This is a genomic window from Hydrogenophaga sp. PBL-H3, from assembly GCF_010104355.1.
GTDB lineage: Bacteria > Pseudomonadota > Gammaproteobacteria > Burkholderiales > Burkholderiaceae_C > Hydrogenophaga.
This window is the reverse complement of record NZ_CP044972.1, coordinates 1,876,557-1,901,728: the sequence shown is the minus strand read 5'-3', so window position 1 is coordinate 1,901,728 and position 25,172 is coordinate 1,876,557. Positions and strand designations below refer to the sequence as shown.

Sequence of the window (25,172 nt, the reverse complement as noted above, 5' to 3'; positions counted from 1 at the left end):
TACGCAGCGCGCGCAGCGGCGTAAGTTGGGGCTGTTCCCCAACCCTCAGGAGACAAGCATGAAACACAAGTTCACACCCCTCTGGCTGGCACTGGGTCTGGTGGCGCTGGCCGGCAGTGCGCTGGCGCAGCCGCGCTCGGCCGCGAACGACCCCGGCAAGCGCGAGTTCGACAACAGCTGCGCGAGCTGCCACGGCACCACCGGCAAGGGAAACGGCGCGCTTGTGCCTTTCCTGACCAAGAGCCCGCCAGACCTCACGCTGCTGGCGAAGAAGAACGGTGGCGTGTTGCCCATGAGCCGGCTCTACGACGTGATCGATGGCGCCGAGGTGCCGGCCCACGGCTCGCGCGACATGCCGGTGTGGGGACGTGACTACCGCATCAAGGACGCCGAGTACTTCCAGGAGTCGCCCTACAACGCCGAGGCGCACGTGCGTGCTCGCATCCTGGGCCTGCTGGAATACATCAACCGCATCCAGGCCAAGTGAGCGCCATGCACTGGCGCCTGCCCTGCGTGGCGTTGCTGGGCTGCGCGCTGGTGGCCGCCGTGGCCGCCGAACCCGGGGGCGCCGCGCCGCTGCCGGGCGGCTTCACGCCCAACCACCGCGCCATCGCCGCGCAGGCCGGCCCGGCCGTGGTGGGGATCGAGGTGGTCGGCATGCGTGCGCCGGAGTCGTCCGAATGGACCCCCGACGACGTGGCGCCCCTGCCCCCGCTGGCGCGCAAGCAGCCGTTCCACAGCCAGGGCTCGGGCTTCATCATCAGCAGCGACGGCCTGGTGCTCACCAGCGCCCACGTGATTGCCGGGGCGCGGCGCGTCACGGTGCGCCTGAGCGACTGGCGCCAGTTTCGCGCGCGGGTGCTGGGCACCGATCCCACCACCGATGTGGCCGTGTTGCGCGTGGAGGCCCAAGGCCTGCCGGTGCTGCGCCCGGGCCCAGTGGGCCGGCTGCAGGTGGGCGATCCGGTGGTGACCATCGGCGCGCCGTTCGGGCTGGAGCAGAGCGTCTCGCACGGCATCGTCAGCGCCACGGGCCGCGCACTGCCGGGTTTTGCCGCCGTGCCGCACATCCAGACCGATGCCCCGGTGAACCCCGGCCACTCGGGAGGCCCCCTGCTCGATGCGAGCGCCTCGGTGGTGGGCATCAACTCGCAGATCTACACCGTGTCGGGTGGCTACGTGGGCCTGTCGTTCGCGGTGCCGATCGATGTGGCGCTGCGGGTCAAGGACCAGATCGTCGCGAAGGGCCGCATGTCGCATGGTTACCTCGGGGTGGCGATGCAGAACCTGGACCTCACGCTGGCGCGCGCCTTTGGCCTGGACCGGCCCCATGGCGCGCTGGTGTCTGCCGTGGAAGTGGGCAGCGCTGCCGAGAAAGGTGGTCTGCGCGCGGGCGACATCATCACCGCGTTCAACGGCCAGCGGCTCCACATGGCCGGGGATCTCACCAGCCACATGGGGGTGATTGCTGCCGGTGAACGGGTGCGACTGGAGGTGTGGCGCGCCCGGGCCTCGCACGAGCTGGTGGTGCGCATGGACCCGGCCATCGGAATCGACGATGCCGTTGACCCGGAGGCCCGCTCGCCAGCACCACGCGAGCTGGGCTGGCAGATGCGACCGCTGAGCACGCAGGAACGCCAGCAGCTCGGCGTGCCCGGTGGCCTGTGGGTGCAGGCCGTGAGCGAACTGAGCGCGCAGGCGGGCCTGCAGGTGGGCGATGTGCTGCTGCTGATCAACCTCTCACCGGTGCAGTCGCTGGACGATCTGAACCGGCTCACGCAGGTGCGGCCGCAGCAGCTGGGCCTGCTGGTGGACCGCGATGGGGAGCGCCGGTTCATACCGCTGGAACTGGAATGAACCCACCGGTTCGCCCGGGTGGATACGACCTCACAATGGACGATGCACTCCATCGAACAACTGTCCCTCCACATTGCCTCTCTGAACGCACGTCGCTGGGCTCCTGCCCTGCTGCTCGCCTGCCTGGTGATCCACCCGGCGCGGGCGCAGATCCCGCCACCCGATGCCTTGCGCGCGCAGTTCGCTGACCTGCGCGAGAAAGGCACGGGTCAACTGACGGACCGCTCGATCTACCTGCGCTCCACGGAGGCGACCGACCGCATGCAGGGCGAGGTGCATGCCTTGATCGATGAGCCGTTCGAGCATGTGCGCCAGGAACTGGCGACGGCCGGGCACTGGTGCGACGTGCTGATCCTGCACATCAACGTGAAGTACTGCCGTGCCCTGCGCACCGCTGGCGGTGACGAACTGGTCTCGGGCGTGGGCCGCAAGTTCGACCAGGCCCTGTCCGAGGTGTACTGGGTGCGCTTCGGCTTCAAGGTGCTGGCCGATCGCAACGACCACCTGCTGGTCGAGCTGCGTGCGCCCACCGGCCCGCTGGCCACGCGCGACTACCGCATCGTGGTGGAGGCCGTGCCCCAGGCCGCTGGGCAGACACTGGTGCGCATGACGTATTCGTATGGCTTCGGCACGGCCGCGCGCTGGGCCATGAAAACCTATCTGGCGACCCTGGGGCGCGGCAAGACGGGTTTCAGCGTGGTGGGTCGATCACCCGATGGCCAGCCCATCCGCGTGGAGGGCGTGCGCGGCGTGGTGGAGCGCAACACCCTGCGCTACTACCTGGCGCTGCAGTCGCACCTGCAGTCGCGTGGCGCACCGGGTGCCGCCGCGCTGCAGCAAAGCCTGGGGCTGTGGTTCAGTGCCACCGAGCGCTACGCCGAGCAGCTGCACGAGATGGAGCGCGCGGACTATGTCGCCATGAAGCTCAAGGAGGTGAAGCGCCAGGAGATGGTGGCGCCACCACCACCTGGCTGAAACTCAGGTGGTGCATCAGCTCGCGCAGGATCAGCAGCGTGGCGGCCGCCTCGCGACCCGCGGGCAAGCCCTTGAGCGCGGACGGATCGCCCAGCGCACCCGAGGCCAGGCGCTGGAACACGGCTTCCACCGCGTCGCGCGTGAGCAGGGCTCCGGTCGAGCCATGGGCTTGCGTCAGACCCCGCACGAGCGGGTGGTCCGTGGCGAGGGTGGCATGCCCCGCCGACCAGGCCACCGCACGCATCAGTTCGTCCTCGACATGGTCGATGGCGCGCTCCAGCTCCACCGGCCGGGGCAGGTCGGACCGGAAGAAGAGCCGGGCCGTGCTGTCCGTGCCCAGGTCCAGCGCCACCGATGCCGGTCCACTCTCGTCGCCCTCGCGCACCAGCCACAAGGTGTCGGCCCCCAGGTGGAGCCACACCAGCGGCGCACCCGCTGCCTTTGTCGCACGGTCGAAGGCGTTTTGCACGGCGCAAGGCAGGCTCATGGCGGGGTCCTTCTTTGCTGGGTGTTCAACCGGCCAGGCCGGCCGGCGCAAGCGCCCCATCTTGCAGGCGCCGGACGATCGCGTCCAGCACGCGCTGATCGATGCCATGCCCCAGACCGGGAAACCGGTCCAGCGTGACCGGGGCGCGCAGCGCGTCCAGTTGACGCAGCGCGTCTTCGGCCAGCCGCAGCGGCATCACCGGATCGGCGTCACCGTGCATCAGGTGGATGCGGGTCTGGCCAGGTGCGCTTTGCGGAGGCTGGGCGAAGCGGCCCGCGATGGCCACCACCGCTGTTGCCAGCGGCTCTGGCTGCTGCGTGGACTCCAGCGCCATGATGGCGCCCTGCGAAAAACCCACCAGGGCAGTGCGGGTGGCGTCCACCCCGGTCTGCTGCTGCCAGTGCCGCACCGTGTCCACAAAGCGCGGCAGGGTGGCGGCCACGCGGTCCGGGCGGTTGGCCTCGGTGACACCGGCCACCGAGAACCACTGCCAGCCCCGGCCCAGGTCGCTCGGGTCGGGCGAACGCAGGCTCAGCACACAGGCCGTGGGCCACTGCGCGGCCAGGGCCCGCCCCAGTGGCACCAGGTCTTGCGGCTGCGCACCCACGCCATGGAACAGGAGCACCAGCGATGTGGCCGGGGTGGCCGGCTGGTGGACGGCGATCGCATCGAACACGCCGGCCCCGCTCATTGCAATGGACCGAAAACGAAGGCGTCCATCGACAGCACGCCGTGCGTGATGCCGCCGTCGATCACCCGTGCGGGCACCGCGTCGCCCGCGGCACCGGCCGCCACCAGCAGCGGCAGGAAATGCTCGGTGGTGGGGTGGGCGCGCTGTGCGTGGGGAGCGATCTCCAGCGTGCGTTGCAGGCGTGCGCCATCACCCTGCTGCACGGCCTCGCGCACCCAGGCCACGAACTCCGTGGCGTAGGCTTCTTCGTGGCCGTGCCCGGCGCGGAACTCGTACAGGTTGTGCGTGAGGCTGCCCGAGCCGACGATGAGCACGCCTTCATCGGCCAGCGGCGCCAGGGCCTGGCCGAAGGCCCAGGCACCAGCGGCGTCCAGCGTGGCGGGCAGCGACACCTGGAACACCGGCACGTCCGCGTCGGGGTACAGGTAGAGCAGCGGCACCCAGGCCCCGTGGTCCAGGCCGCGGCGCTCGTCTCCGTGCGTGGTCCAGCCGGCCTGCTGCAACACGTCCAGCGTGCGACGGGCCAGCTCGGGGTGGCCGGTGGCCGGGTAGCTGATCTCATACAGCGGCTGCGGGAAGCCGCCGAAGTCGTGGATGGTGGCCGGCTGCTGCGACAGGCCGACGCGCGCACCGTGTGTCATCCAGTGCGGCGAGACGATCAGCACCGCCCGGGGCCGGGGCAAGGCGCGGCCCAGGGTGCTGAGTTGCGGCCCGGCCAGGCCGGGCTCCAGCGCGAAGGTGGGCGCGCCGTGGGACACGAAAACGGTGGGCAAGCGGGTCATGCGTTTCTCCTGCGGCGCAGCGCGCCGTGCGGTCAATGAATCTCAGTCGGCGCGGCGGGCCAGCGTGGCGTCTACCGAGGCCTTGCCGGCACCGCTGACGAGCAGCGAGACCGCAGCGGCGAACAGGGCCAGGGCGAACTCGTAGCCGTTGTTGGCCATGAACAGGCCCTTGTCCAGGTGCACGGTGGCAATGGCCACCAGCATGGTCACGGCCAGCACGGCGGCGGCTGGGCGCACCAGCAGACCCAGCAGCAGGGCCAGGCCACCGAAGAACTCGGCGGAGCCAGCCAGCAACGCCATGAGGTAACCCGGGCTCAGGCCCAGCGAGTCCATGAACTGGCCGGTGCCTTCCAGGCCGTAGCCGCCAAAGGCGCCAAACAGCTTCTGCGCGCCGTGGGCCACGAAGACGATGCCGATGGGGATGCGCAGGGCCAGCGGTGCCCAGCCGGCACTGGTGCTCAGCAGGCGTTGCAGGGGGGAAGTGGTGGTGGTGTTCATGGTGGGTTCCTTAAAAAGCGGGTTGAAGGTGAATCGGTGACTGGACTTTAGGAGTTCCTCAATGGAAGATAAACATGCTCCAATGAGACTGACTGTTCCTCAAAATGAGATAAACCCAGATGGACCGATTTGAAGAAATGCGGGTGTTCGCGGCGGTGGTGGACGCTGCCAGCTTTGTGGGCGCATCCGACGCACTGCCCATGTCGAAGGCTGCGGTATCGCGCCATGTGGCCGAACTCGAAACGCGTCTGGGCGTGCGGCTGCTGCACCGCACCACGCGCAAGCTCTCCCTCACGGCCGAGGGCGAGGTGTTTCATGCGCGCTGCAAGGAGGTGCTGTCCAGCGTGGACGAGGCCGAGGCCGAGATCACATCGAGCAGTGGCGAGGCCAGTGGCCTGCTGCGCATCAACGCGCCCTTCACCTTCGGTCTGCTGCACCTGGCGCCGCTGTGGGTGGAGTTCATGGCGATGCACCCCAAGGTCACGCTGGACGTGACCCTGGCCGACCGCATGGTCGATCTGGTGGAAGAAGGTTTTGATCTCGCGGTGCGCATCGCCCGCCTGCCCGACTCCACCCTCATCAGCCGCCAGCTCACCACCACCCGCCTGGTGCTGTGCGCCTCGCCCACCTACCTCCGCCTGCACGGCACGCCGCGGCACCCGTCGGACCTGGCGCACCACGCCGTGGCGGCCTACAGCCTGTTCTCGATGGGCGACAACTGGGTGTTCACCGGGCCCGACGGGCCGGTGGCGGTGAAGGTGTCGCCGCGCCTGCGCAGCAACAACGGCGACACCTGCCGCATGGCCGCGCTGCGCCATCTGGGCATCGTGCTGCAACCCTCGTTTCTGGTCGGGCCCGACCTGCAGGCCGGCACCCTGGTGGAAGTGCTGCCCACTTTTCAGTCGCTGGAACTCGGCGTGTACGCCGTCTACCCCTCGCGCAAGTTCGTCTCGCCCAAGGTGCGCCTGCTGATCGAATTCCTCCTGGAAGCCTTCAAGATGCAGGCCTGGCCCTCACCCCGACCCACCTCCCGCGCCAGGGTCTCCGGGCGCAAAACCCGGTAAAAGTCCGTAAATACTTACATGGACACGCAAGGCCCGCAGTGCTAAAACTCCGGGCAAACCATGGGCAGGGGGCCTTTGTGGATCATGTCAACAAAAACGACGGGGGGACTTCGAGCCGCCCGCCTCAGGCGCTGGATCGCGATTCCGATTTCGCAGATCTGATGGTGGATTCGATTCCAGCGCCGCTGGGTGCGCGGCCGCTGGTCGCGTCAGGCGATGTTCATCGCGGCGCATGGCGTGGGCCCAACGCCGTGCGGGGTCAGAACCTCGACAGCGAGCTCGTGGCCTGCATCCAGGCCTGCACAAACATGCTGCTGCACCCGGACAGTGGAGATGCCCCTGGCGAGATCCCGACCGAGCTGCTGATGCTCTCGCTGCCCCACAACCCCCAGGTACAGCTCAGCGCCCTGCTCTACCTCGCCGAGGTCGCCCACGAGCACGACCCGCAACCACTGGGCCACATTCTGTTGCGGCACGCGCTGACGCTGGTGCGTCTGACCAATCTGCACGCCGCGCCCGCCGCGCCTGCCCAGTCGATGAGCCACCTGTGCTCCTCGGCCCTGCAGGCCCGCATCGAGACCGAGACGGTCAAGCGGATCATCGTCGAGCAGAAGCTCCAGCCCGGCCCTGCCGATACCCTGCACTGGCCCTGGCCGATGCGCATCTACACGCTGGGGCGGTTCGGCATGCGGCTCAACGACGAGCCGCTGGTCTTCAACAGCAAGTCGCCACGCAAGGCGCTGGAGTTGCTGCAACTGCTCATCGCCAGTGGCGGGCGAGAAGTCAACACCACAGCGCTCATGAACGGGCTGTGGCCCGAGGAAAGCAGCAGCAACCTGCGCAACCTGTTCGACAACACCCTGCACCGCCTGCGGCGCCTGCTCGGCACGCCCGAGGCGCTGCCCATGCACAACGCCAAGCTCTCGCTCGACCCCAGGTATTGCTGGGTCGACGCCTGGGCGTTTGGCCGCCTGACCAACGCCAGCAACCTCCCCGGCGTGCAGGACATCCCCGCCCGGACACCCCTGCAAGAGCGGGAGGCGCGCGCGGCGATGCGGCTCTACACCGGGCATTTCCTGCAGTCCGAAGGCGACATACCGTGGGCCTTGCCGTTTCGCGACCGGGTGCGCAATCGCTTCCACCGACTGATCACCAGCCTGGGCCAGCGGCTGGAGAATGAAGAGGCCTGGGACAAGGCCATCGCGGTCTACGAACACGGGCTGGAAATCGACAACCTGTCGGAGGCGCTGTACCAGCACCTCATGGCCTGCCATCTGCAGCGCGGCGAACACGCCCAGGCGCTCATGGTGTACCGCCGCTGCCGCGAGCTGCTCTCCATCGTGCTCGGTGTGGCGCCCTCCGCGCGCACCGAACAGCTTTACCGCACCGCAACCGCCGCCCGCCGCTGAGCCGACGGGCGGCGCCCGCCGCGCCCGTGGCTCGTTCATTTCTATGTGATCTCTAGGGTTCCCCTGCCTAGCATGAACCGATTTTCTGCCGTCGGCGGAAGAGCGTGTCGTGAATACAGCTGGAGGGTGCCATGGAAAACATCGGCCTGTCGGGTGAGTCGTTCAAAGCGAGCCGTTCCATCTTTTTGTCGAAGCTGCTGAAACCGCGAAAACTCTGGACGCGGTTGCAAGACAGCTACCTGCAGTGGCGTGACCGACACGCCTGGTTCACCCAGCCCAACCCGCCAGCGCACGCGCGCCGGCAAGCCAGCTTCCGTGCGGACGACCGCGCCTGGACGCTGCCCCAGACGCAGGTGCCCCGCGCACGCCTGCGCATGCGCCCGCGTCGCATGCACCTGGTTCGCACCGGTCGGGGCTTCGGCCTGGAAGCCATGGAACCCCGCCTGCTGCTGTCGGCCGACATCTCCTACATGGCGCAGGCCGACGGTGCCTTCACGCTGCGCATGGACGACATCGACGGCGTGGCCACCGTGCGCCTGATGGACAACGCGCAGGGCCTGATCGTGGCCTCCGCCGCGCTGACCGACATCGACGGCAGTTCCGGCGCCGGCGTGCGCGTGATCAGCAGCCACTACGACGTGCGCCTGACCATCGACTCCAGCATCGTCAAGGCCAACATGGCAGGCGGCATCGCCTTCGAGGGTGGCACCGGCGAGGACAGCCTGCTGGGCTCCAGCCTCGATTCCATCTGGACACTGATGGGCGAAGGCAGCGGCCAGCTGAACAGCAACCCGCTGTGGACCGGCGTGAGCTTCAGCGGCCTGGAAAACCTGATGGGCGCCGCCGACAACGAAGACACCTTCGTGGTGAAGGCCGGGGGCGCTCTGGCCGGTGTGATGGATGGCGGAGCCGGTGGCTTCGACTCGATGGTGCTGGACGGCGGGACGTTCGAGAACGTGACCTACAGCGCCAGCGGCCCGAACTCGGGACACGTCGAGCGCGATGGCCAGCGCCTGAACTACGACGGGCTGGAGCCCATCACCGACAACATGACCGTGGACAACCGGGTCATCAGCACCAACGCGCTGGACGGCGACCCGATTCCCTTCCCCGACGACATGGCCGACGAAGCCACCCTGACCGACAACGGCGACGGCACGGTCACGTTCGCCTCGGTCTCGGGCATCCCGACCTTCGAGTCCATCACCTTCAACAAGCCCAGCACCAGCCTGACCATCAACCTCGGCGGCGACCTGGGCGTGCCGTTCTTCAACAAGGACGTGCTCACGGTCAACGCGCTGGACCTCGGCACCGCCAACCTCACCATCAACGGCGAAGACGGCAACGACGAGATCACCTTTGCCGGCACCGTCACGGCGGGTGCCATCGTTGTCAATGCCGAGTCGATCACGGTCAACAGCACCATCAACGCCAGCGCCCTGACCTTCACAGCCGACGTGCAGGAAGACGGCACGGTGCCACTGGCCAGCAGCTACCTGGGGCTGTACGTGGTGGCCGACAGTGGCGCCCTGATCGACCTCACCGGCGCCACCATCAACGTGGCCGGTGCCGTGGTGCTCACCGCCACGTCCACCTTCGACATCAACGCCAATCCGGCCGAGTTCGGCACCGATGTGTTCGCGCTCGCCGGCCTGGCGGTGCTCGGCTCGGCCGAGATCAAGGTGCACGACACGCAGTTGAGCGCGGGCAGCCTGCTGGCGCACGCCAAGGTGGACGTGGGCTACACGCTGGTGGCCGATGCCGACGACAGCACCGCCCCCCAGAGCCCGCAGACCGACGCGGCCGTGACCATCGTCTACCTGGAAACAGAGGCCCGCACCGTGGTCTCGGGCAATGCCAACCTGCAGGTGTCGGGTGACGTGAGCCTCAAGGCCGAGACCCTGGCCGACGTGAACGCCACCGCCGACGGCGGCACCGACAGCGGCAACATCGGCGCCACGCTGGCGCTGACCATCGTCAATCTCACCACCGAAGCCGCCGTGACCGGCACCTCGACGATCAACGCCACGGGCGCGGACGCCGACGTCACGGTGCAGGCCATCGAAACCGCCACCGTGGTGGCCGATGCCACCTCCACCGCCGGCGGTGCCAGCGAAGGTGACGGCAGCAACCGCTCCCAGCAACGCCTGGACAACCCCGACAAGGACGTCGACACCAACGACAAGGTGAAGACCGCCAACGGCAATGTGAACTTCGCCGGCGCCATCGCCCTGTCCTTCTTCACCTCCAGCACCACCGCCGGCATCGACACCACCGGCAGCGTCAGCGCCGATGGCTCGGTCGATGTGAGCGCCCAGGCCACCGAAACCGTGACCACCACCGCCGACGGCAGCAACACCGGCAGCGGCGCGGCCACCGGCGTGGGCATTGCCGTGGCGTTCGCCCTCTCCGACAGCTCCACCAGTGCCAGCATCGGCGGCCCCGTCCTGATCGACGCAGGCGATGGCGTGAACGTGTCGGCCACCCTGGCCGCCGGCAACAGCTACAGCGTGACCGCCACGTCCGGTGCGGGTCAATCCACAGACAACGCCGTGGCGGGCTCGGTCGCCATCCACGTGCTGAGCACCAGCGTGGAAGCCGCCGTGCTGACCGACACCACCCTGGCGGCAGGCACCGACGTGAGCCTTTCGGCCACCAACACCACCACCGCCACCACCACCGCACAGCCCGTGGTGGTGGACGCCGACAGCCCCAATGCCGACAACGGCATCGGTGCTTCGGTGGCCGTTGCTTCGGTGGACAACCTCTCGTCGGCCCGCATTGCGCAGAACGCCGACCTCACGGGTGCCGCCGACGTTTCCCTGGACGCCACGGGCACCTACACCACCACCACCACCGCCAAGGCCGGCGGTGCGGGCGACAGCGTGGGCTTTGGCGGCGCGTTCGCCATTTCGGTGGTCGACAACACCACCCAGGCGGTCGTGGAATCGGGCAACGAACTCACGGTGGCCAGCCTGGACGCCACCGCCACCCACACCGGCCACACCACCACAAAAGCCCTGGGCGACGCCGTGGGCGGCACCGCCGTGGGTGCGGCCATTGCGCTGAGCTTCGTGGACGACGTGGCGGTGGCCACCACCGCGCGCGACATCACCGCCACCGCAGGCGGCGTGAGCTTTGCCGTGGTGGCCGAAGCCAGCAGCCTGGCCGAGGCCAAGGCATCGGCCAAGGGCACCACCAGCGAAGAGGAAGGCGGCGGGGGCAACAGCTCGGCCAACGACCAGGTCGGCAAGCAGACCACCCTGGCCAACAGCAAATCGGGCGACGGCGACGCCGCCGGCCAGAGCGCCGACGATGGCAACGGTGGCTCGGTGGGCGTGGCGGCGGCGCTGGCCCTCAACGTGGCGTCCGCCCGCGCCGACGCCTCCATCGTCGCGCCCGTTGCCGTCACGGCCACAGGTGCAGTCAGTCTGAGCAGCGAACTCGACATGGATGCTGAAGCCGTGGCCGATGGCGCGGCTGCGGGCACCGAAGGCGACGGTGGCACCACGGTGGGTGTGGCCGTGGCGCTCAACGTGGCCAACCTGGACAACGTGGCCTTGCTGGGTGCCGGCGCCTTCGTGAGCAGCCAGGGCTTCACCGCCTCGGCCACCATGAAAGGTGGCGACACCGCCAAGCACAAGACACGCGCCAAGGCGACCTCGGGCGCCAGCGAGGGCGACACCGGTGTGGCCGGCTCGTTTGCGCTGAACGTGACCAACAAGGGCGACGACATCGGCACACGCGCGGCCATCGAAGACGGCGCGGTGGTCCAAGCCGGCTTCGGCGATGTGCTCATCGAGGCCGAGAGCACCAGCGAGAACACGGTGGAAGCCACCGCCGCCGTCACCGGTGGCGGTGCCACCGGCGTGGGTGTGTCCATCGCCGTGCATGTGGTGGAAAACACCACCGAGGCCCTGGTCCTGGGCACGCTGCTGGGTGGCGACGACGTGACACTCACGGGCGACGGCAGCCACGACACCACCACCGACGCGTCCGGGGGCGCCAGCCCGACCGACCCCAGCGCCACCGGCGTGGGCGGCTCCTTTGCCATCACCGTGGCCGACAACGCCACCCGCGCCACTCTGGGCAGCGGCGCGGCCCTGAACATCGGCGGCAGCCTGGAGGCCACCGCCAACCACCACGGCAGCACCCTCACCGAAGCGCTCGGCCAGGCCCAGGGCAGCACCGCGGTGGGCGCATCCATCGCGCTGAGTTTCGTCAACGACGAAGCCAAGGCCAGCACCGCGCGCAACGTCCTCGCGGACGGCGCCGTGGCGTTCGGCGCCCATGCCGATGCCACAAGCCAGGCCAAGGCCACCGCATCGGTGGCCGGCGCCAGCAGCGAAGAAGACGAAGGCGGCGACACCTCCAACGCCCAGCTGGGCAAACAGAAGAACACCGCCAACAGCAAGGGCGGCGCCGGCTCGGCCGACACCCCGGCCGAGGCCACGGCCGATGACGGCAGCGGTGGTGGTGGCTCGGTTGGCGTGGCCGCCGCGCTGGCCCTCAACGTGGCGTCGTCGACCGCTGAAGCAAGCATCGGCAGCTTCACCACCGTCACCGCCAGCGGCGGCCAGGTGGCCCTGCGCTCGTCCAACAACATGGACGCCAGCGCCGTGGCCGATGGTTCGAACGTGGATGTGACCGGCGCCGACCCCGAGGCCGCCGACCCGAAACCAGCAGATACCGCCGTGGGCGCAGCCGTGGCCATCAACGTGGCCGACATGCGCAACGTGGCCATCGTGGGCACGTCCGCCAACGTCAGCGGCCTGGGCTTCGTCGCCAGTGCCACCATGAAGCAGGCCGAAGGCGAGACGCTGCACAGCCTGGCCGCCACCGCCAAGTCGGGTGCGGCGGCCGGGGAGACCGGCGTGGCCGGCTCGTTCGCGCTGAACATCGTCAACCCCGCCAGCGGTTCGGTGACCGAGGCCGCCGTTCGCTCGGGTGCCACCGTCAACGCCAACAGCAACGACGTGCAGATCTCCGCCGCCAACCGCAGCGAGAGCGAGGCCAGGGCCGAAGCCTCGGCCACGGCCGGCAAGACCGGCGTGGGTGCGTCCATCGCCATCCAGGTGATCGACCAGCTGACCGAGGCACAGATCGAGAACGGCGCCACGCTCACTGGGGGTGACGACGTCACGCTCAGCGCCAGCGGCGAGCACGACAACACCACCTACGCCCAGGGCGGCGCGGGCGGCGAAGGCACGGCCACCGCGGTGGGCGGGTCGTTCGCACTCACCATTGCCGACCACAGCACCGAAGCCAGCCTGGGCACGGACACCGGCCTGAACATCACGGGCGACTTCTCCGCCACCGCCACCCACCACGGCGACACCGAGACCGAGGCCGAAGGCAAGGCCGAGGCCAGCGACACCGCCGTGGGTGCCGCCATCGCACTGGCCTTCGTCACCGACGATGCCCTGGCCAGCAGCTCGCGCAGCATCCGGGCCGACGGTGACGTGAGCCTGAGCGCCCTCGCCGACGGCGCCAGCCTGGCGCAGGCCACGGCCTCGGCCAAAGGCGCGGACAAGGACAAAGAATCGGGCAACGGCAACGACACGGCCGACCAGCAGAAAAACAAACAGGTCGGTGTGGCCAACAGCAAGAACGCAGGCGCCGACAAATCGGCCGGCGGCACCACCTCGGCCAACGACGGCAGCGGTGGATCGGTGGGCGTGGGTGCGGCCCTGGCCCTCAACGTCTCGGCCTCGCGCGCCGAGGCGTCGCTGCTGGGCGGCACCACGCACATCATCGCCAACGACGACGGCACCGATGGCGGCGCCGTCTCGCTCACCTCGTCGAACAACATGGACGCACAAGCCATCGCCAGCGGCGAGGCGGTCGGGCCATCCGTGGCCACCGCCGTGGGCGTGGCCATTGCCATCAACGTGGCCGACATGCGCAACGTGGCCGTGGTGGGCTCTGGCGTCGAGGTGGACGGCGACGGCTTCACCGCCAGCGCCACCATGAAGAACGCGGGCGACACCGTGCACGTGTTCGAGGCCAAGGCCATCGCTGGCGCCAGCGCCACCGACACCGGCGTGGCCGGCTCCTTCGCGCTCAACATCGTCAACCCCGGCAGTGGCTCGGTGACCGAGGCAGGCATCCAGGGCACGGGCAACGTGGACGCCGGCTCGGGCAACGTGAGCATCACCGCGGCCAGCACCACCGACAGCGAAGCGCGCGCCGAGGCCGAAGTCGAGGCCGGTGCGACCACTGGTGTGGGCGCCTCCATCGTGGTGCAGGTGGTGGACAACGACGTGTTCGCGCGCGTGGCCAACGGTGCCACCCTCACGGGGGGCAACAACGTCACCCTGAGCGCCACCGGCAGCCACGACACCACCACCTTCGCCCGGGGCGGCGCCGCTGGCGCCGAGACCTCGGTGGGTGGCTCGTTCGCCATCGTCGTGGCCGACAACAAGACCCAGGCCACGCTGGGCACCAGCGCCGGCGCCGGCCTGAACATCGACGGCGACTTCAGCGCCACCGCCACGCACCATGGCAACACCAGCAACACCGCCAAGGGCGACTCGGCGGGCGCCACCGCGGTGGGCGCAGCCATCGCGCTGAGCTTCGTCAGCGACGAAGCGGTGGCCAGCACCGCGCGCAACCTCCTGGCCGATGGCTCGATCGCCTTCACCGCCAACGCCGATGGCAAGAGCACGGTCGACGTGCTGGCCTCGGCGGTGGGCGCCGACAAGAGCGAAGAAAACAACTCGGGCAGCAGCAAGGCCAACGACCAGACCAGCAAGAAGACCGGCCTGGCCGACCAGAAATCCGGCCGAACCAACGAACAAGGCACCAGCCGCACCAGCGCCAACAGCAGCAGCGGCGACGTGAGCGTGGCCGCCGCCATCGGACTGAACGTGGCCAAGTCCATCGCGCGCGCCAGCATTGGCTCGGGCCTGACCGTCAGGGCCGATGCGGACAACAACAACACCGGCACCGGCACGCTGTCCTTGCAGGCCTCCAACAACATGGACGCCACCACGAGCGCCGATGGCAAGGCCAAGACCAGCAGCGGGGGCGACAGCATCGGCGTGGCGGTGGCCATCAACGTGGCCGACATGACCAACGAGGCCAGCATCGGCACCGGCAGCACCATCTCGGCCGACGGCCTGACGCTGCGCGCGACCATGAAAGATGTGGCCGGCGATTCGCCCGACACGCACCGCTTCGGCGCCAGCGCTCTGTCGGGTGCCAGTGGCGGTGACATCGGCGTGGCCGGCTCGGTGGCCATCAATGTGGCCAACACCGACACCATTGCCCGCGTGGGCAGCGCCAGCAGCGTGACGCTCAACGGTGGCAGCGTGGGCGACGTGAACATGGCCGCCACCAGCCGCACCGACAACACGGTGTCGGCCAAATCCAAGGCCCAGGGTGGCGACACCGGCGTGGGCGCCTCGATCGCGGTGAACATCGCGCTCAACGACACCATCGCCGAGGTGCAGAACGGCACCACCGTGAGTGGCGGTGCCGACAACTTTGCCATCAAGGCCAACAACACCAGCAACGTGAACACCACCGCCGAGGCCGGTGCCGCGGGCAGCACGGCGGTGGGCGGCGGCATCGCGGTCACCGTCTCGGAGAACGACACGGTCGCGCGCATGGGCAGCGGCGGCGGCGGCACCATCGCTCTCACCGGCGGCCTGGAGGTCGAAGCCACGCACAGCAACACCGTCTACACGTTGTCCAACGGCGAGGCCGCCGGCGACGGCGTGGGCGTGGGGGCCTCGGTCTCCATCAACATCGTGGTGGACGACACCACCGCCGAGGTGGGCCACAGCTTCAGCGGCGCCGACTTCATCGACGTGATCGCCACCTCCACCATCGACGCCAAGGCCGAATCCAAGGCCAGCGCCGAGGGCGGCAGCAGCAAGAAGGCAGACGGCACGACCGACTCCGACGACGCCGACCAGGAGTCGGCCAAACAGAGCACTTTTGCCTCCAACAAAGGCGGCACGTCCACCACACCGCAAAGCACCACCAATGCCCAGAGCGGCTTGAACTCGGGCAACAGCAACGCCAACAGCCAGTCGGGCTCGGGCACCGGCAGCAGCAGCGTGAAGGTGGCCGCCACCGTGGCGGTGAACTTCATGGATGCCGACAACGAGGCCATCGTCGGCCCGAACGTCTCGCTGGGTTCATCAGGCGCGGCCAAGGTCGAGGCCATCGGCCATTTCGACGGCCAGGCCATCGCCACGGCCACCTCCACCGACATCAGCTCCGACACCGGCGTGGCCGGTGCGGTGGCGGTCAACATCGGGCTGGCCGACAACCAGGCGCGCGTGGGCAGTGGCGCCACCATCAATGCCGCCAGCGTGGCGGTGCGCGCCGTGATGGCCGACGGAGAGACCAACACCTGGAAAACGCGCGCCCTGGCCGGCGCGGTGTCCAACGGCGACGGCATCGGTGGCTCGATCTCGGTCAACTACCTGGATGTGACGACCCTGGCCGACGTGGGCAACAACGCCACGCTCATCGCCAACAGCGGCAGCATCAACGTGCAAGCCGAGAGCCACAACCAGTTGCAGAACATCGCCGGTGGCGCCGGGCTGGGCATCGACGGCGCGGGCGTGGGCATTGCCGTGGCTGTCAACGTGCTGACCAACCCCAACGAGGACCCGGTCACCGACACCGAAGGCCTGTACACCGGCGCACGCATCGGCAGCAACGCCACGCTCAACGCGTCGGCCGCTGGTGGCGTGAATGTCTCGGCCGATGCCGAGCTGCTGCCCGTGACCGAATCGCTGCCGGTGATCGGCAGCGTGGACGTGACCAGCTTTGCCGCCGGCATCGCCGGCAGCGGCAGCAGCACTGCGGTGGGCGGCTCGGCATCGGTCAATGTGATCGAGATGAAGACCGAGGCTTCCGTGGGCGACGGCTCGAACGTGAGCGCGCGCGACAACATCACCGTGAAGGCCACGGACGAACTGCACCTGTTCACCGGGGCGGGCGCCCTGGGCGCCTCGGCCGGTGGCACGGCGGTGGGCATCGGCATCGACGTGACCGTGGCTTTCCGCGACACCCTGGCCACCGTGGGTGGCGGCGCCAGCCTCACCAGCTCGCAGGGCGGCATCACCATCGAGGCCGACGCCGACGACGAGCACACCGCCATCGCGGCCTCGTTCGGTCTGTCGGTGGGCAGCGGTGCCGGTGTGGCGGGCTCCATTGAAGTGGCGGTGTGGGACACCGAGACCCGTGCCACCGTGCAGGCGGGCACGGCGCTGGACAAGAGCGTCCTGTCCGCCGCGGCCGGCAATGTGGCCGTCACCGCCAACGGCGACTTCGACATGTTCGCCCTGGCCGGCGGTGTGTCCTTCGGCCTGAGCGGCTCGGCCGCCGGCATCTCGGGCATCGTGGTCGTGCACTCCGATGTGGTGAGCGCCGACCTGGAGGGCTTCGCCGACGTGACCACGGGCGGCAGCCAGGGCCTGAAGGTGCACGCGACCTCCACCGACAACATCATCACCATCGCTGCGGCCGGCAGCGGTTCGGGCAGTGGCGCGGCGGTGGCCGGCTCGGTGGCGGTCACCGTGCTCGACGAGGACACCATCGCCAACCTGGGGGCCGACAGCAAGGTCACGGCCACCTCGGTATCGAACAACCCGGGCGTGGACATTTACGCCAGCGCCGACACCGACCTGCTGACCATCGCGGGCTCGCTGGCCATTTCGGCCGGTGGCGCCGGACTGGGCGCCGGGGTCAACGTGGCCACGATGACCAAGGTCACCGAGGCCAAGATCGGAGCCCGCACCGAGATCGACGCGGACGGCAACGTGGCGGTGGAAGCGGTGAACAAGGAAGACATCGGCTCCTTCTCGGTGGCCGCCGGTGGTGGATCCAACGTGGGCATCACGGTGTCGGCCGATGTGTTCGTGCTCACGCTGGACACCCGTGCCACCGTCGGTGCGCAGGCCGACATCAACGCCAACGGCAGCGTGCTGGTCCAGACCCAGGACGAGAGTGACCTGGACCTGATCGTCGGCGGCGTGGCCATCGGCGGCACGGCCGGCGTGGGTGTGGCGGCTGGTGTGGTGGTGGTCAACAAGACCAACGAGGCCGGCATTGGCGCTGGCGCACTGGTGACCGGGCGTGGCAACAGCGCCGTGTCGGCACGCACAGGCGCTTACGACATTGCCTATGTGGCCGCAGCAGCGCCTCAGGACTACGACCCCGCCACCCAAGGCGGCACCAAGCCCACCAAATCGCAGCTGGAGGCCGGCACCCCCGGTGGGATGGACCAGTTCAGCGACCTCGACCAGGACGGCAACGACGGAGACGCCGAGGTGGACCCCGGCTTCACCGGCAAACGCACCGCCAACGCCACCAGCAACACCGATTTCCGGGGTGTGGCCGTGTCGGCCACCAGCAAGGACGACATCGCCACCATCGCGTTGAGCGTGGGCGGTGGCGGCACAGTGGGCGTGGCCATCGGCGCGGCGATCAACGTGATCGACGTCAACACCCGCGCCACGATCGGCGCCAACGCACAGATCAACCAGGCCGCTGGCACGCCGAATGCGGCCCAGACCGTGCTGGTGGCCGCCGCCAGCGACTTCAACCACGTGGGCGTGGGCGCCGGGGCGGCCTTCGGCGGCTCGGGCGCTGGTGCTCCTGGTGTGGACGTGTCGGTGGTCGACATCGAAACCCTGGCCTCCATCAACGACGGCGCCATCGTGGACGCCGCGGACGACGTGGCGGTGGTGGCCAACGCCCAGGAAAAGATCCTCATCGTCTCGGCCGGCATCGCCTTCAGCGGCGTGGTCAGCCTGGCCGGCGGCGTCTCGGTGCTTTCGCTCAACGCCAACACCACGGCGGCCATTGGCCAGAACGCCGATGTGGACGCCGGCGGCGATGTGGCCGTGATGGCCAGCGACGACACCCAGTTCACGGTGGTGTCGGGCGCTGTGGCCGTGGGCATCAGCGGTGCCGGCGCGGCGGGCTCGGTCGGCGTGGTGACCATCACCAAGGAAACCAATGCCAGCATCGGCAACAACGCCGAGGTGGACGCACAGGCCACGGGCGTTGGCGGCGGAGTATCGGGCGTGCTCGACGGCAGCATCGCCGGCAGCAGCTTCGGCACCGAAGCCGCGCCAGTGCGTGGCGTGGTGGTTCAGGCCGAATCGAGCGAAAAGGCCACCCATGTGGCGGTTGCTGGCGGTGTGGGCCTGTACGCCGGCATCGCCGGCGGCGTCACTGTCACCATCTTCGACTCCGACACCAACGCCACCATCGGCACTGGCGCAAAGATCAACAACGACGAATCGAACTACCTCACCGACAACACGGTGGGGGCCGGCCAGGGGGTGTATGTGGTGGCGGCCAACCGCGCCGACATCACCTCGTTCGCCGGCGCGCTGGGCGTGGGCTTCGTGGGCCTGGCCGGTGCGGTGGACTTTGGCAGCATCAAGAACGACACCACGGCCACGATCGGCGACAACGCGATCGTCAAGGCCAAAGGGGACGTCGAACTGCACGCGCTGGCCAACCGCCACCTGCAGGGCTTCACCTTCTCCGGTGCTGGTGGCGTGGTTGGCCTGGGCGCTTCGGTGTCGGTCTGGTCCATCGGCGAGGATTTCTCCGACTCTTACGCCGATTCGGAAAACGACGGCGACAGCGATTCCGACAGCGCCCTCAGTGGCGATTCGGGCAATGCCACCGCCGACGCGGGTGCCCAGTCAGAAGATGGTGTGTCCGGCCTGTCGACCGAGCTCAACAAGTTCAGCAACGGCACCAACAGCAACAGCGCCGATTCCCGCGTGGCCAGCACCATGGGCTCGGCCACCGGCTCATTGACCACCAAGTCGCTGACCAGCGCCCAGCTGAGCAACCTGCTCACCACGCCCCTGCCGCTGGAGCGCGGCACCACCGCTGCCATCGGCAATGCCGATGTTCGCGCGGGTGACGACATCGAGGTCACGGCCGCTGAAAACATGGAGGTTGACCTCCTGCTGGGCAACCTGGGCGTGGGCCTGGTGGGTGCGGGCGCCTCGATCGCGGTGCTCAATCTGTCGGGCAACGTCAACGCCAAGGCTGGCGGCAAACTGCGCGCGGGCGACAACATCCTCGTGGACGCCGACTTCACCCAGGAAGTGGATGTGCTGTCGGTGGCGCTGCAGGGCGGCTTCGTCGGCCTGGGCGCCTCTGTCGTCGTGGTCAATGACACCAGTGCCGTGCGCGCCCTGGTGGCCGACGGATCGGCCATCGACGACGCCGCGCAGGTCACGGTCTCGGCCAGTGCCGACCAGAACTTCGACCTGGCCTCCACCGGCGTGCAGGTGGGCGCCGTGGCTGCGGGCGCCTCGTTCACCAAGCTCACCGTGGGCGACGACGACGGCAACACCAAGGAAGTCAAGGCCGCCATCGGCAACAACGTCGACATCGGCAAGATCGCCGCCATCGACAACCTCTCGGTGACGAGCTATTCCGAACTGGACGCCGAAGCCGACACCTTCGCGCTGGCCGGCGGCGCCATCGCACTGACGATCAACTTCGCGTACGTGGACGTCAACACCGACACCGAGACTTCCATCGGCGACAACGTCGAGATCGTGGCCAACGGCGCACTGTCCCTGACCAGCAGCACCAGCCACAAGGCCACCACCGACGTGTTTGCCCTGTCGGTCGGCCTGGGCGTGATCGGGTCGAGCATCGCTGAAACCAACGTCACTCCGACGCTGACCACTTCGATCGGCAGCAACGCCACCATTTCGGCTGGCAGCCTGTTCATGCGCTCGCAGCACAACTTCAACGGCGAGGCCGCCGACAGCGACCGTTACTCCACCTCCACGACCGAGGCCGCCGGTGGCGGTCTGTTCAGCGGCCAGGGAGCTTTCCCCAAGGCCACCTCCAATGCCACGGCCACCACAAAGGTGGGCGGCGGGGGCAACATCGCGCTGACCGGCAACCTGGAGCTCAAATCCCGGGTGAACAACATTGCGGACGCCAACACCAACGTCTTCTCCTTCGGTGCGGCGGCCATCGGCGCCACCATCACCATTGCGGAGGCCAACGGGGGTGCCACCACCGAGTTTGGCGCTAACGTGTCGGGCGCCAACGACATCAAGGTGGAGGCGCTCGCCTACAGCGTGGCCGACGCCCGCTCCGAATCCGCCGCGGGTGGCCTGCTCGCCGCCGTCTCGGTGAACTCGTCCGAAGCCAGGGCCAATCCGGAAGTGGCGGCCCGCATCCTGAACAACACCCAGATTTCGGGTGTGCGCAATGTGACTGTGGAGGCCAGGGGAGCCTCCGAGGGCGACGCCCGCGTGGAAGGTGTGGCCATTGGCGGCGTGCTGGGCGCTGGCGCCTCCGACGCCGAGACCACGGCAACGCCCAAGGCCAACGCGGCCATCAACGCGGGCACGCGCATCAGCGCCACCGGCGACATCACCGTGCGCGCCGAGGCGGGTCCGCTGGACATCGACTCCAACGAGTTCGGCATCTCGGCAGCCAACTCCACCGAGGACACGATCACCGTCAACAGCCACGGCCTGAGCACGGGTGATGCGATCGAATACGACGCCGGTGGCAACACCGAAATCGGCGGCCTGGACCAATACGAACCCGACCAGATCACCATCGTGCTGCCCGGCGGCATCGAGGTCGATGTCAACCAGCGTCGCCTGTACGGTGTGATCGCCTACGAAAACGACGACGGCAGCATCGACCCGAACAAGATCTATCTGGGTGCGGCCTTCGACACCGCCAAGATCGACAGCGCCACCGAGATCATCACCTTCGCCCAGGCGCACAACTTCATCGCGGGTGACCGCGTGCGCTACCAGCGCGGCAGCAGCGATGGCCTGGCGAACTTCGGCCTCAGTGAGGCCGACGGCGTCTTCTACTACGTGCTGGTGATCGACGAGACACGCATCCGACTGGTCGACAGCTACACCAAGGCCACCGACCCCGACAGCGCGTTCAAGAACTTCGACGTCATCGACGACGTCAATGGCGGCACCAACGTCATCTCGATCACCAACCACGGCTTCAACGACGGCGATGCCGTCACCTACGACGCGCCAGACCCGTCCAGCTTCCTCACCGGCCAGGTGGATGCCAGCTACAACATCCTCACGAACAAGCTGGATTTCGTTGACAACAACAACATCGTCTTCGTCAACGACGACGGCAACCTCATCGCACACGGCTTCACGGGCGGCGAAATCGTGCGCTACAACGTGACGGACGCCGGTGGCGTTCCGGCCAATGCGCAACCCATCGGCGGGCTGGAGAACGGCGGCACCTACCGGGTGCTCGTGGTGGATGCCTTCACCATCCAGCTCAAGCGCAACTCGGTGGTCTCCACCGACGCCGATTTCCTGCTGGACAACGGTGTGCAGAAGTTCGTGCGCAACGATGGCGGCAGCTTCTCGGCCGACGGCTTCACCACCGACCTTCCACTCTCCGTGGTCGATCTGTCCCCGCTCTTCGTCGGGGTCTACACCGTGACCAACGTGGCCGGCAGCACGATCTCCGTGTCGGGCGGCGTCGACTTTGCCGCCACCCGCGTGCGCGACACCATTGATTTCGTGCGGGGCGCCACTGCAGCCGACTTCGACACCATCGTGCTCAACGGTCGACCCGGTTTCAGCTGGGCCGACGAAGGCTTCGGTTTCGGCAGTTCGATCAACGTGACCGGGGCGGGCAGCTACAACGGCACCTACTCGGTGCTCGCGGTCAGCGCCGACGGCACCACCCTGACCATCAACCAGAAGCAGGGCTTTGGCGCGACCACGAACAACCTGGCGAACGTCACGGTTGACCGGGGTGATCGCACCAGCGTCACCTTCGATCAGGGTGCCATCGCCCTCTCACGGCCCCAGGACACGGTCCTTGACGCGCAGAATCCCGCCGACCCCGGAGATCCGCCCAACACCAAACTGCGCGACAGCAACGACCTGCATGCCCTGATCCGCGTGGCGGATCTGCCCATCGGCAACCTGCAAGACCAGAAGACCTACTACGTCGACAAGCTCAGCGACAACACCTTCCGGCTCACGACCGACAAGCTGCTGACCAACGTGGTGGACCTCCAGCCCACCGCCGACACCCTGCGCACACCGGATTCCCACCGCATCGGCATGCTCGCGGTGGACCTCACAGCGGTGAGCTTCCTCGACAAGAGCATCCAGATCGACGCGGTGGCCGACACCATCACCTTCCTCAACGAGGAACACGGCTACAGCAATGGCCAGACCATCCGCTACCAGCTGGGGGTGGGCATTGCCAATGCCAGCGAAGGCGATGCGGCCGGCACGCTGTACTACATCCGCGTGCTCGACAACCGCACCATCCAGCTGGTGGACACGCTGCAGAAAGCGACCAACCCGGGCGCCGTGCTCGACAGTTTCACGCCCACCGTCGTCAGCGATGCGGGCAACACCATCACCCTGAACGGCCACGGTTTCAACAACGGTGATGTGCTGACCTACGAAGCCCCCGACCGCGCCACCGCAACCACCAGCCAGGTGGCCGGCAACAGCGTGAGCTTCAGCAGCAACCACGGCCTGACCGACGGCGACAAGGTGCTGTACACGGTCAATGACTACTTCAACCCCGACCCGACACCGGCACCGGGCTTCGAGAACGACTACACCCGCACGCCGATCACGGGCCTGGTGCACAACACGGTCTACCGGGTCGAGTTCGTCGACGCCGACACCATCAAGCTCAAGCGCAACGACACCGTCATCGGCAACCTGCAGTTCGTGCTGGACGGCACCACGCAAAAACTCATCCGCACCAACGGCGCCAGCTGGGCCGATGCCGGCTTCGCCAGTGGACACACCATCATCGTCACCGGTGCCGGCGCCGACAACAACGGCAGCTACACCGTGGGCAGCGTGTCGGGTGCCACCCTCAGCCTGACCGGCGGGCCCAACTTCAAGGCCACGCAGGTCACACAGCAGTTCAACTTCGTGCGCGGCACCAACCCGGGCGACAAGGACCAGATCGTCTGGTCCGGCGGCGACTGGGCCGCCGAGGGCTACCTCGCCGGCCAGGGCATCACCGTCACCGACGCGGGCGGGAACGACGGCCTGTTCACCATCGACTCCATCGCGGGTGGCACGATCACCCTGGTGCAATCGCAGGTGGTGCTCAATGTCACCGGCGACAAGTCCAGCGTGAGCCGTGGCGCCATCAACAGCACGGTTGACGAGAGCGTGATCACGATCTCGGCCAACGCCGCCAACCGCGACACGCACTCCTTCGTCCGGGTGCAGAACGTGCCCATCGGCGGCCTGTCGGACAACGGCACCTACTACGTGGTCAACGCAACCACCAACACCTTCCAGCTGGCCACCACGCCCAACGGCGCAGCGCTCAACCTCACGCCCACCACCCTGGCCGGGCCTTACGCCAACCACCGCATCGGTCAGCTGGTGGTGGACCTGGTCGACAACCAGCCCATCTCCTCGGTGCAGTTCCTGATCATCGACATCACCGGTGACTCGGTGGACGGCAACCAGCGCATCACCGGTGCCGGTGGCGTGTCCTTGAGCGAAGTGGCACCCAGCCAGGGCGACGGCAAATCGTCCGCCTTCGCCAAAGGCTCTGGCGGCGGTTTCATTGGCGTCAACATCAACGAAGCCATCATCACCACCAATCCCGAGGCCTACGCCACCCTGGCCGCCGCGCAGGTGACCACCGCAGGCAACGTGATCGTCAGCAGCCTGGCCCAGACCGACAGCAGCGCCTCGGCCGCCAACGGCACCGGCGGCTTTGTGGCCGTCGGCTCGGCCGACGCCGAAAACAACCAGAGCCTCACCAGCATCGCCACCATCGCGGCCAATGCCAGCGTGGTCGCCACCAGCAACGTCACCGTCGAGGCGGACACCATCGCCAGGGCGGGGGCCACATCGCGCGCCAGTGCCGGCGGTTTTGTGGGCACTGTCTACCCCGACACCGTGGTGGACATCGACTTCACCACCGAGGCCAGCGTGGCCGACGACGCCGTGGTCAAGGCGGCCGATGGCATGGCGCGCATCGACGCGAACACACAAGTCACCCTGACCGCCAAGGCCACAGGCTCCGGCATCGGCTTTGGTGGCGATGCCAGCGCCGACGCCGAAGTGACCGTGAATGGCGAGAACCGTGTCGTGATCGGCCAGGATGCGTCCGTCGAAGGCAACCGCGTGCTGTTGCGGGCCACCATGGACAACTTCAACGCACGGGTCGAAGGCGACGGGCGCGGCGCGGGCTTCTATGGCGAGGGCACCTCCCTGGCCGAGCTCGATGCGGCCATTGCCCTCAAGGTCGATGTCAAGACCAACGCCAAGGTCACCGGCTGGGAGGGGGTGGACTTCATCACCCGCTTCGACAACGTCAACACGCTGACCAAGGCCTTCGCGCGCTCGACCGGCCTGTTTGGCTATGTCGAATCCGATGCCGAGACCGATG

The 25,172-nt window shown here is 68.2% G+C and carries 10 protein-coding genes (1 of these 10 only partly in view); 6 read left to right on the top strand and 4 right to left on the bottom strand.

Annotated elements, in window-relative coordinates:
- The first annotated feature begins 58 nt into the window (after window positions 1–58).
- From F9Z44_RS08805 to F9Z44_RS08795, 3 genes are read left to right on the top strand one after another with little or no spacing between them, the layout of a single operon-like run.
- Complete coding sequence (locus F9Z44_RS08805) at window positions 59–487, top strand: c-type cytochrome (RefSeq protein WP_159605331.1); 429 nt, start codon at window positions 59–61, stop codon at window positions 485–487.
- Between the two features lie 5 nt (window positions 488–492).
- Window positions 493–1,857 carry a trypsin-like peptidase domain-containing protein gene (locus tag F9Z44_RS08800; protein WP_159605329.1) on the top strand — a complete coding sequence of 455 codons (1,365 nt, stop codon included), beginning with the start codon at window positions 493–495 and terminating at the stop codon, window positions 1,855–1,857.
- 18 nt (window positions 1,858–1,875) lie between these two features.
- Entirely contained in the window at window positions 1,876–2,832 is a 957-nt protein-coding gene (locus F9Z44_RS08795) for a hypothetical protein (RefSeq protein WP_159605327.1), read from the top strand.
- Here the strand turns inward: F9Z44_RS08795 and F9Z44_RS08790 are convergent.
- From F9Z44_RS08790 to F9Z44_RS08775, 4 genes are read right to left on the bottom strand one after another with little or no spacing between them, the layout of a single operon-like run.
- Window positions 2,783–3,319 (bottom strand): hypothetical protein, encoded by a 537-nt coding sequence (locus F9Z44_RS08790; RefSeq protein WP_159605325.1) that lies wholly within the window; start codon window positions 3,317–3,319, stop codon window positions 2,783–2,785. The genes F9Z44_RS08795 and F9Z44_RS08790 overlap by 50 nt on opposite strands.
- A gap of 25 nt (window positions 3,320–3,344) precedes the next feature.
- Entirely contained in the window at window positions 3,345–4,010 is a 666-nt protein-coding gene (gene ypfH / locus F9Z44_RS08785) for an esterase (RefSeq protein WP_159605323.1), read from the bottom strand.
- Window positions 4,007–4,792: a dioxygenase family protein gene (locus F9Z44_RS08780; protein WP_159605321.1), complete on the bottom strand. Its 786-nt coding sequence runs from the start codon at window positions 4,790–4,792 to the stop codon at window positions 4,007–4,009. Before F9Z44_RS08780 ends, ypfH begins: the two co-directional genes overlap by 4 nt.
- A gap of 42 nt (window positions 4,793–4,834) precedes the next feature.
- Complete coding sequence (locus F9Z44_RS08775) at window positions 4,835–5,290, bottom strand: DoxX family protein (protein WP_159605319.1); 456 nt, start codon at window positions 5,288–5,290, stop codon at window positions 4,835–4,837.
- A 119-nt stretch (window positions 5,291–5,409) separates the two neighbouring features.
- Here F9Z44_RS08775 and F9Z44_RS08770 point away from each other — a divergent pair, with 119 nt between their 5' ends.
- The 3 genes from F9Z44_RS08770 to F9Z44_RS08760 form a co-directional block, all read left to right on the top strand.
- Window positions 5,410–6,354, top strand: coding sequence for a LysR family transcriptional regulator (locus F9Z44_RS08770; RefSeq protein WP_159605317.1), 945 nt, complete (start codon window positions 5,410–5,412; stop codon window positions 6,352–6,354).
- Between the two features lie 161 nt (window positions 6,355–6,515).
- The gene (locus tag F9Z44_RS08765; RefSeq protein ID WP_159605315.1) at window positions 6,516–7,763 is read left to right on the top strand and encodes an AfsR/SARP family transcriptional regulator; all 1,248 of its coding nucleotides are present in this window, start codon (window positions 6,516–6,518) and stop codon (window positions 7,761–7,763) included.
- 131 nt (window positions 7,764–7,894) lie between these two features.
- A protein-coding gene (locus tag F9Z44_RS08760) for an LEPR-XLL domain-containing protein (RefSeq protein WP_159605313.1) crosses the window boundary here: on the top strand, window positions 7,895–25,172 show its 5' portion. Its footprint extends 13,688 nt past the window's final position; only the first 17,278 of its 30,966 coding nucleotides appear in the window; the start codon lies at window positions 7,895–7,897; its stop codon lies beyond the right edge, outside the window.

What these genes read in the sequence shown, in the direction of transcription:
- F9Z44_RS08800 (WP_159605329.1), top strand. Translation starts at nt 493, where the DNA reads ATGCACTGGCGCCTGCCCTGCGTGGCGTTGCTGGGCTGCGCGCTGGTG.
- F9Z44_RS08790 (WP_159605325.1), bottom strand. Translation starts at nt 3,319, where the DNA reads ATGAGCCTGCCTTGCGCCGTGCAAAACGCCTTCGACCGTGCGACAAAG.
- F9Z44_RS08775 (WP_159605319.1), bottom strand. Translation starts at nt 5,290, where the DNA reads ATGAACACCACCACCACTTCCCCCCTGCAACGCCTGCTGAGCACCAGT.
- F9Z44_RS08770 (WP_159605317.1), top strand. Translation starts at nt 5,410, where the DNA reads ATGGACCGATTTGAAGAAATGCGGGTGTTCGCGGCGGTGGTGGACGCT.
- F9Z44_RS08805 (WP_159605331.1), top strand. Translation starts at nt 59, where the DNA reads ATGAAACACAAGTTCACACCCCTCTGGCTGGCACTGGGTCTGGTGGCG.
- ypfH (WP_159605323.1), bottom strand. Translation starts at nt 4,010, where the DNA reads ATGAGCGGGGCCGGCGTGTTCGATGCGATCGCCGTCCACCAGCCGGCC.
- F9Z44_RS08765 (WP_159605315.1), top strand. Translation starts at nt 6,516, where the DNA reads ATGGTGGATTCGATTCCAGCGCCGCTGGGTGCGCGGCCGCTGGTCGCG.
- F9Z44_RS08780 (WP_159605321.1), bottom strand. Translation starts at nt 4,792, where the DNA reads ATGACCCGCTTGCCCACCGTTTTCGTGTCCCACGGCGCGCCCACCTTC.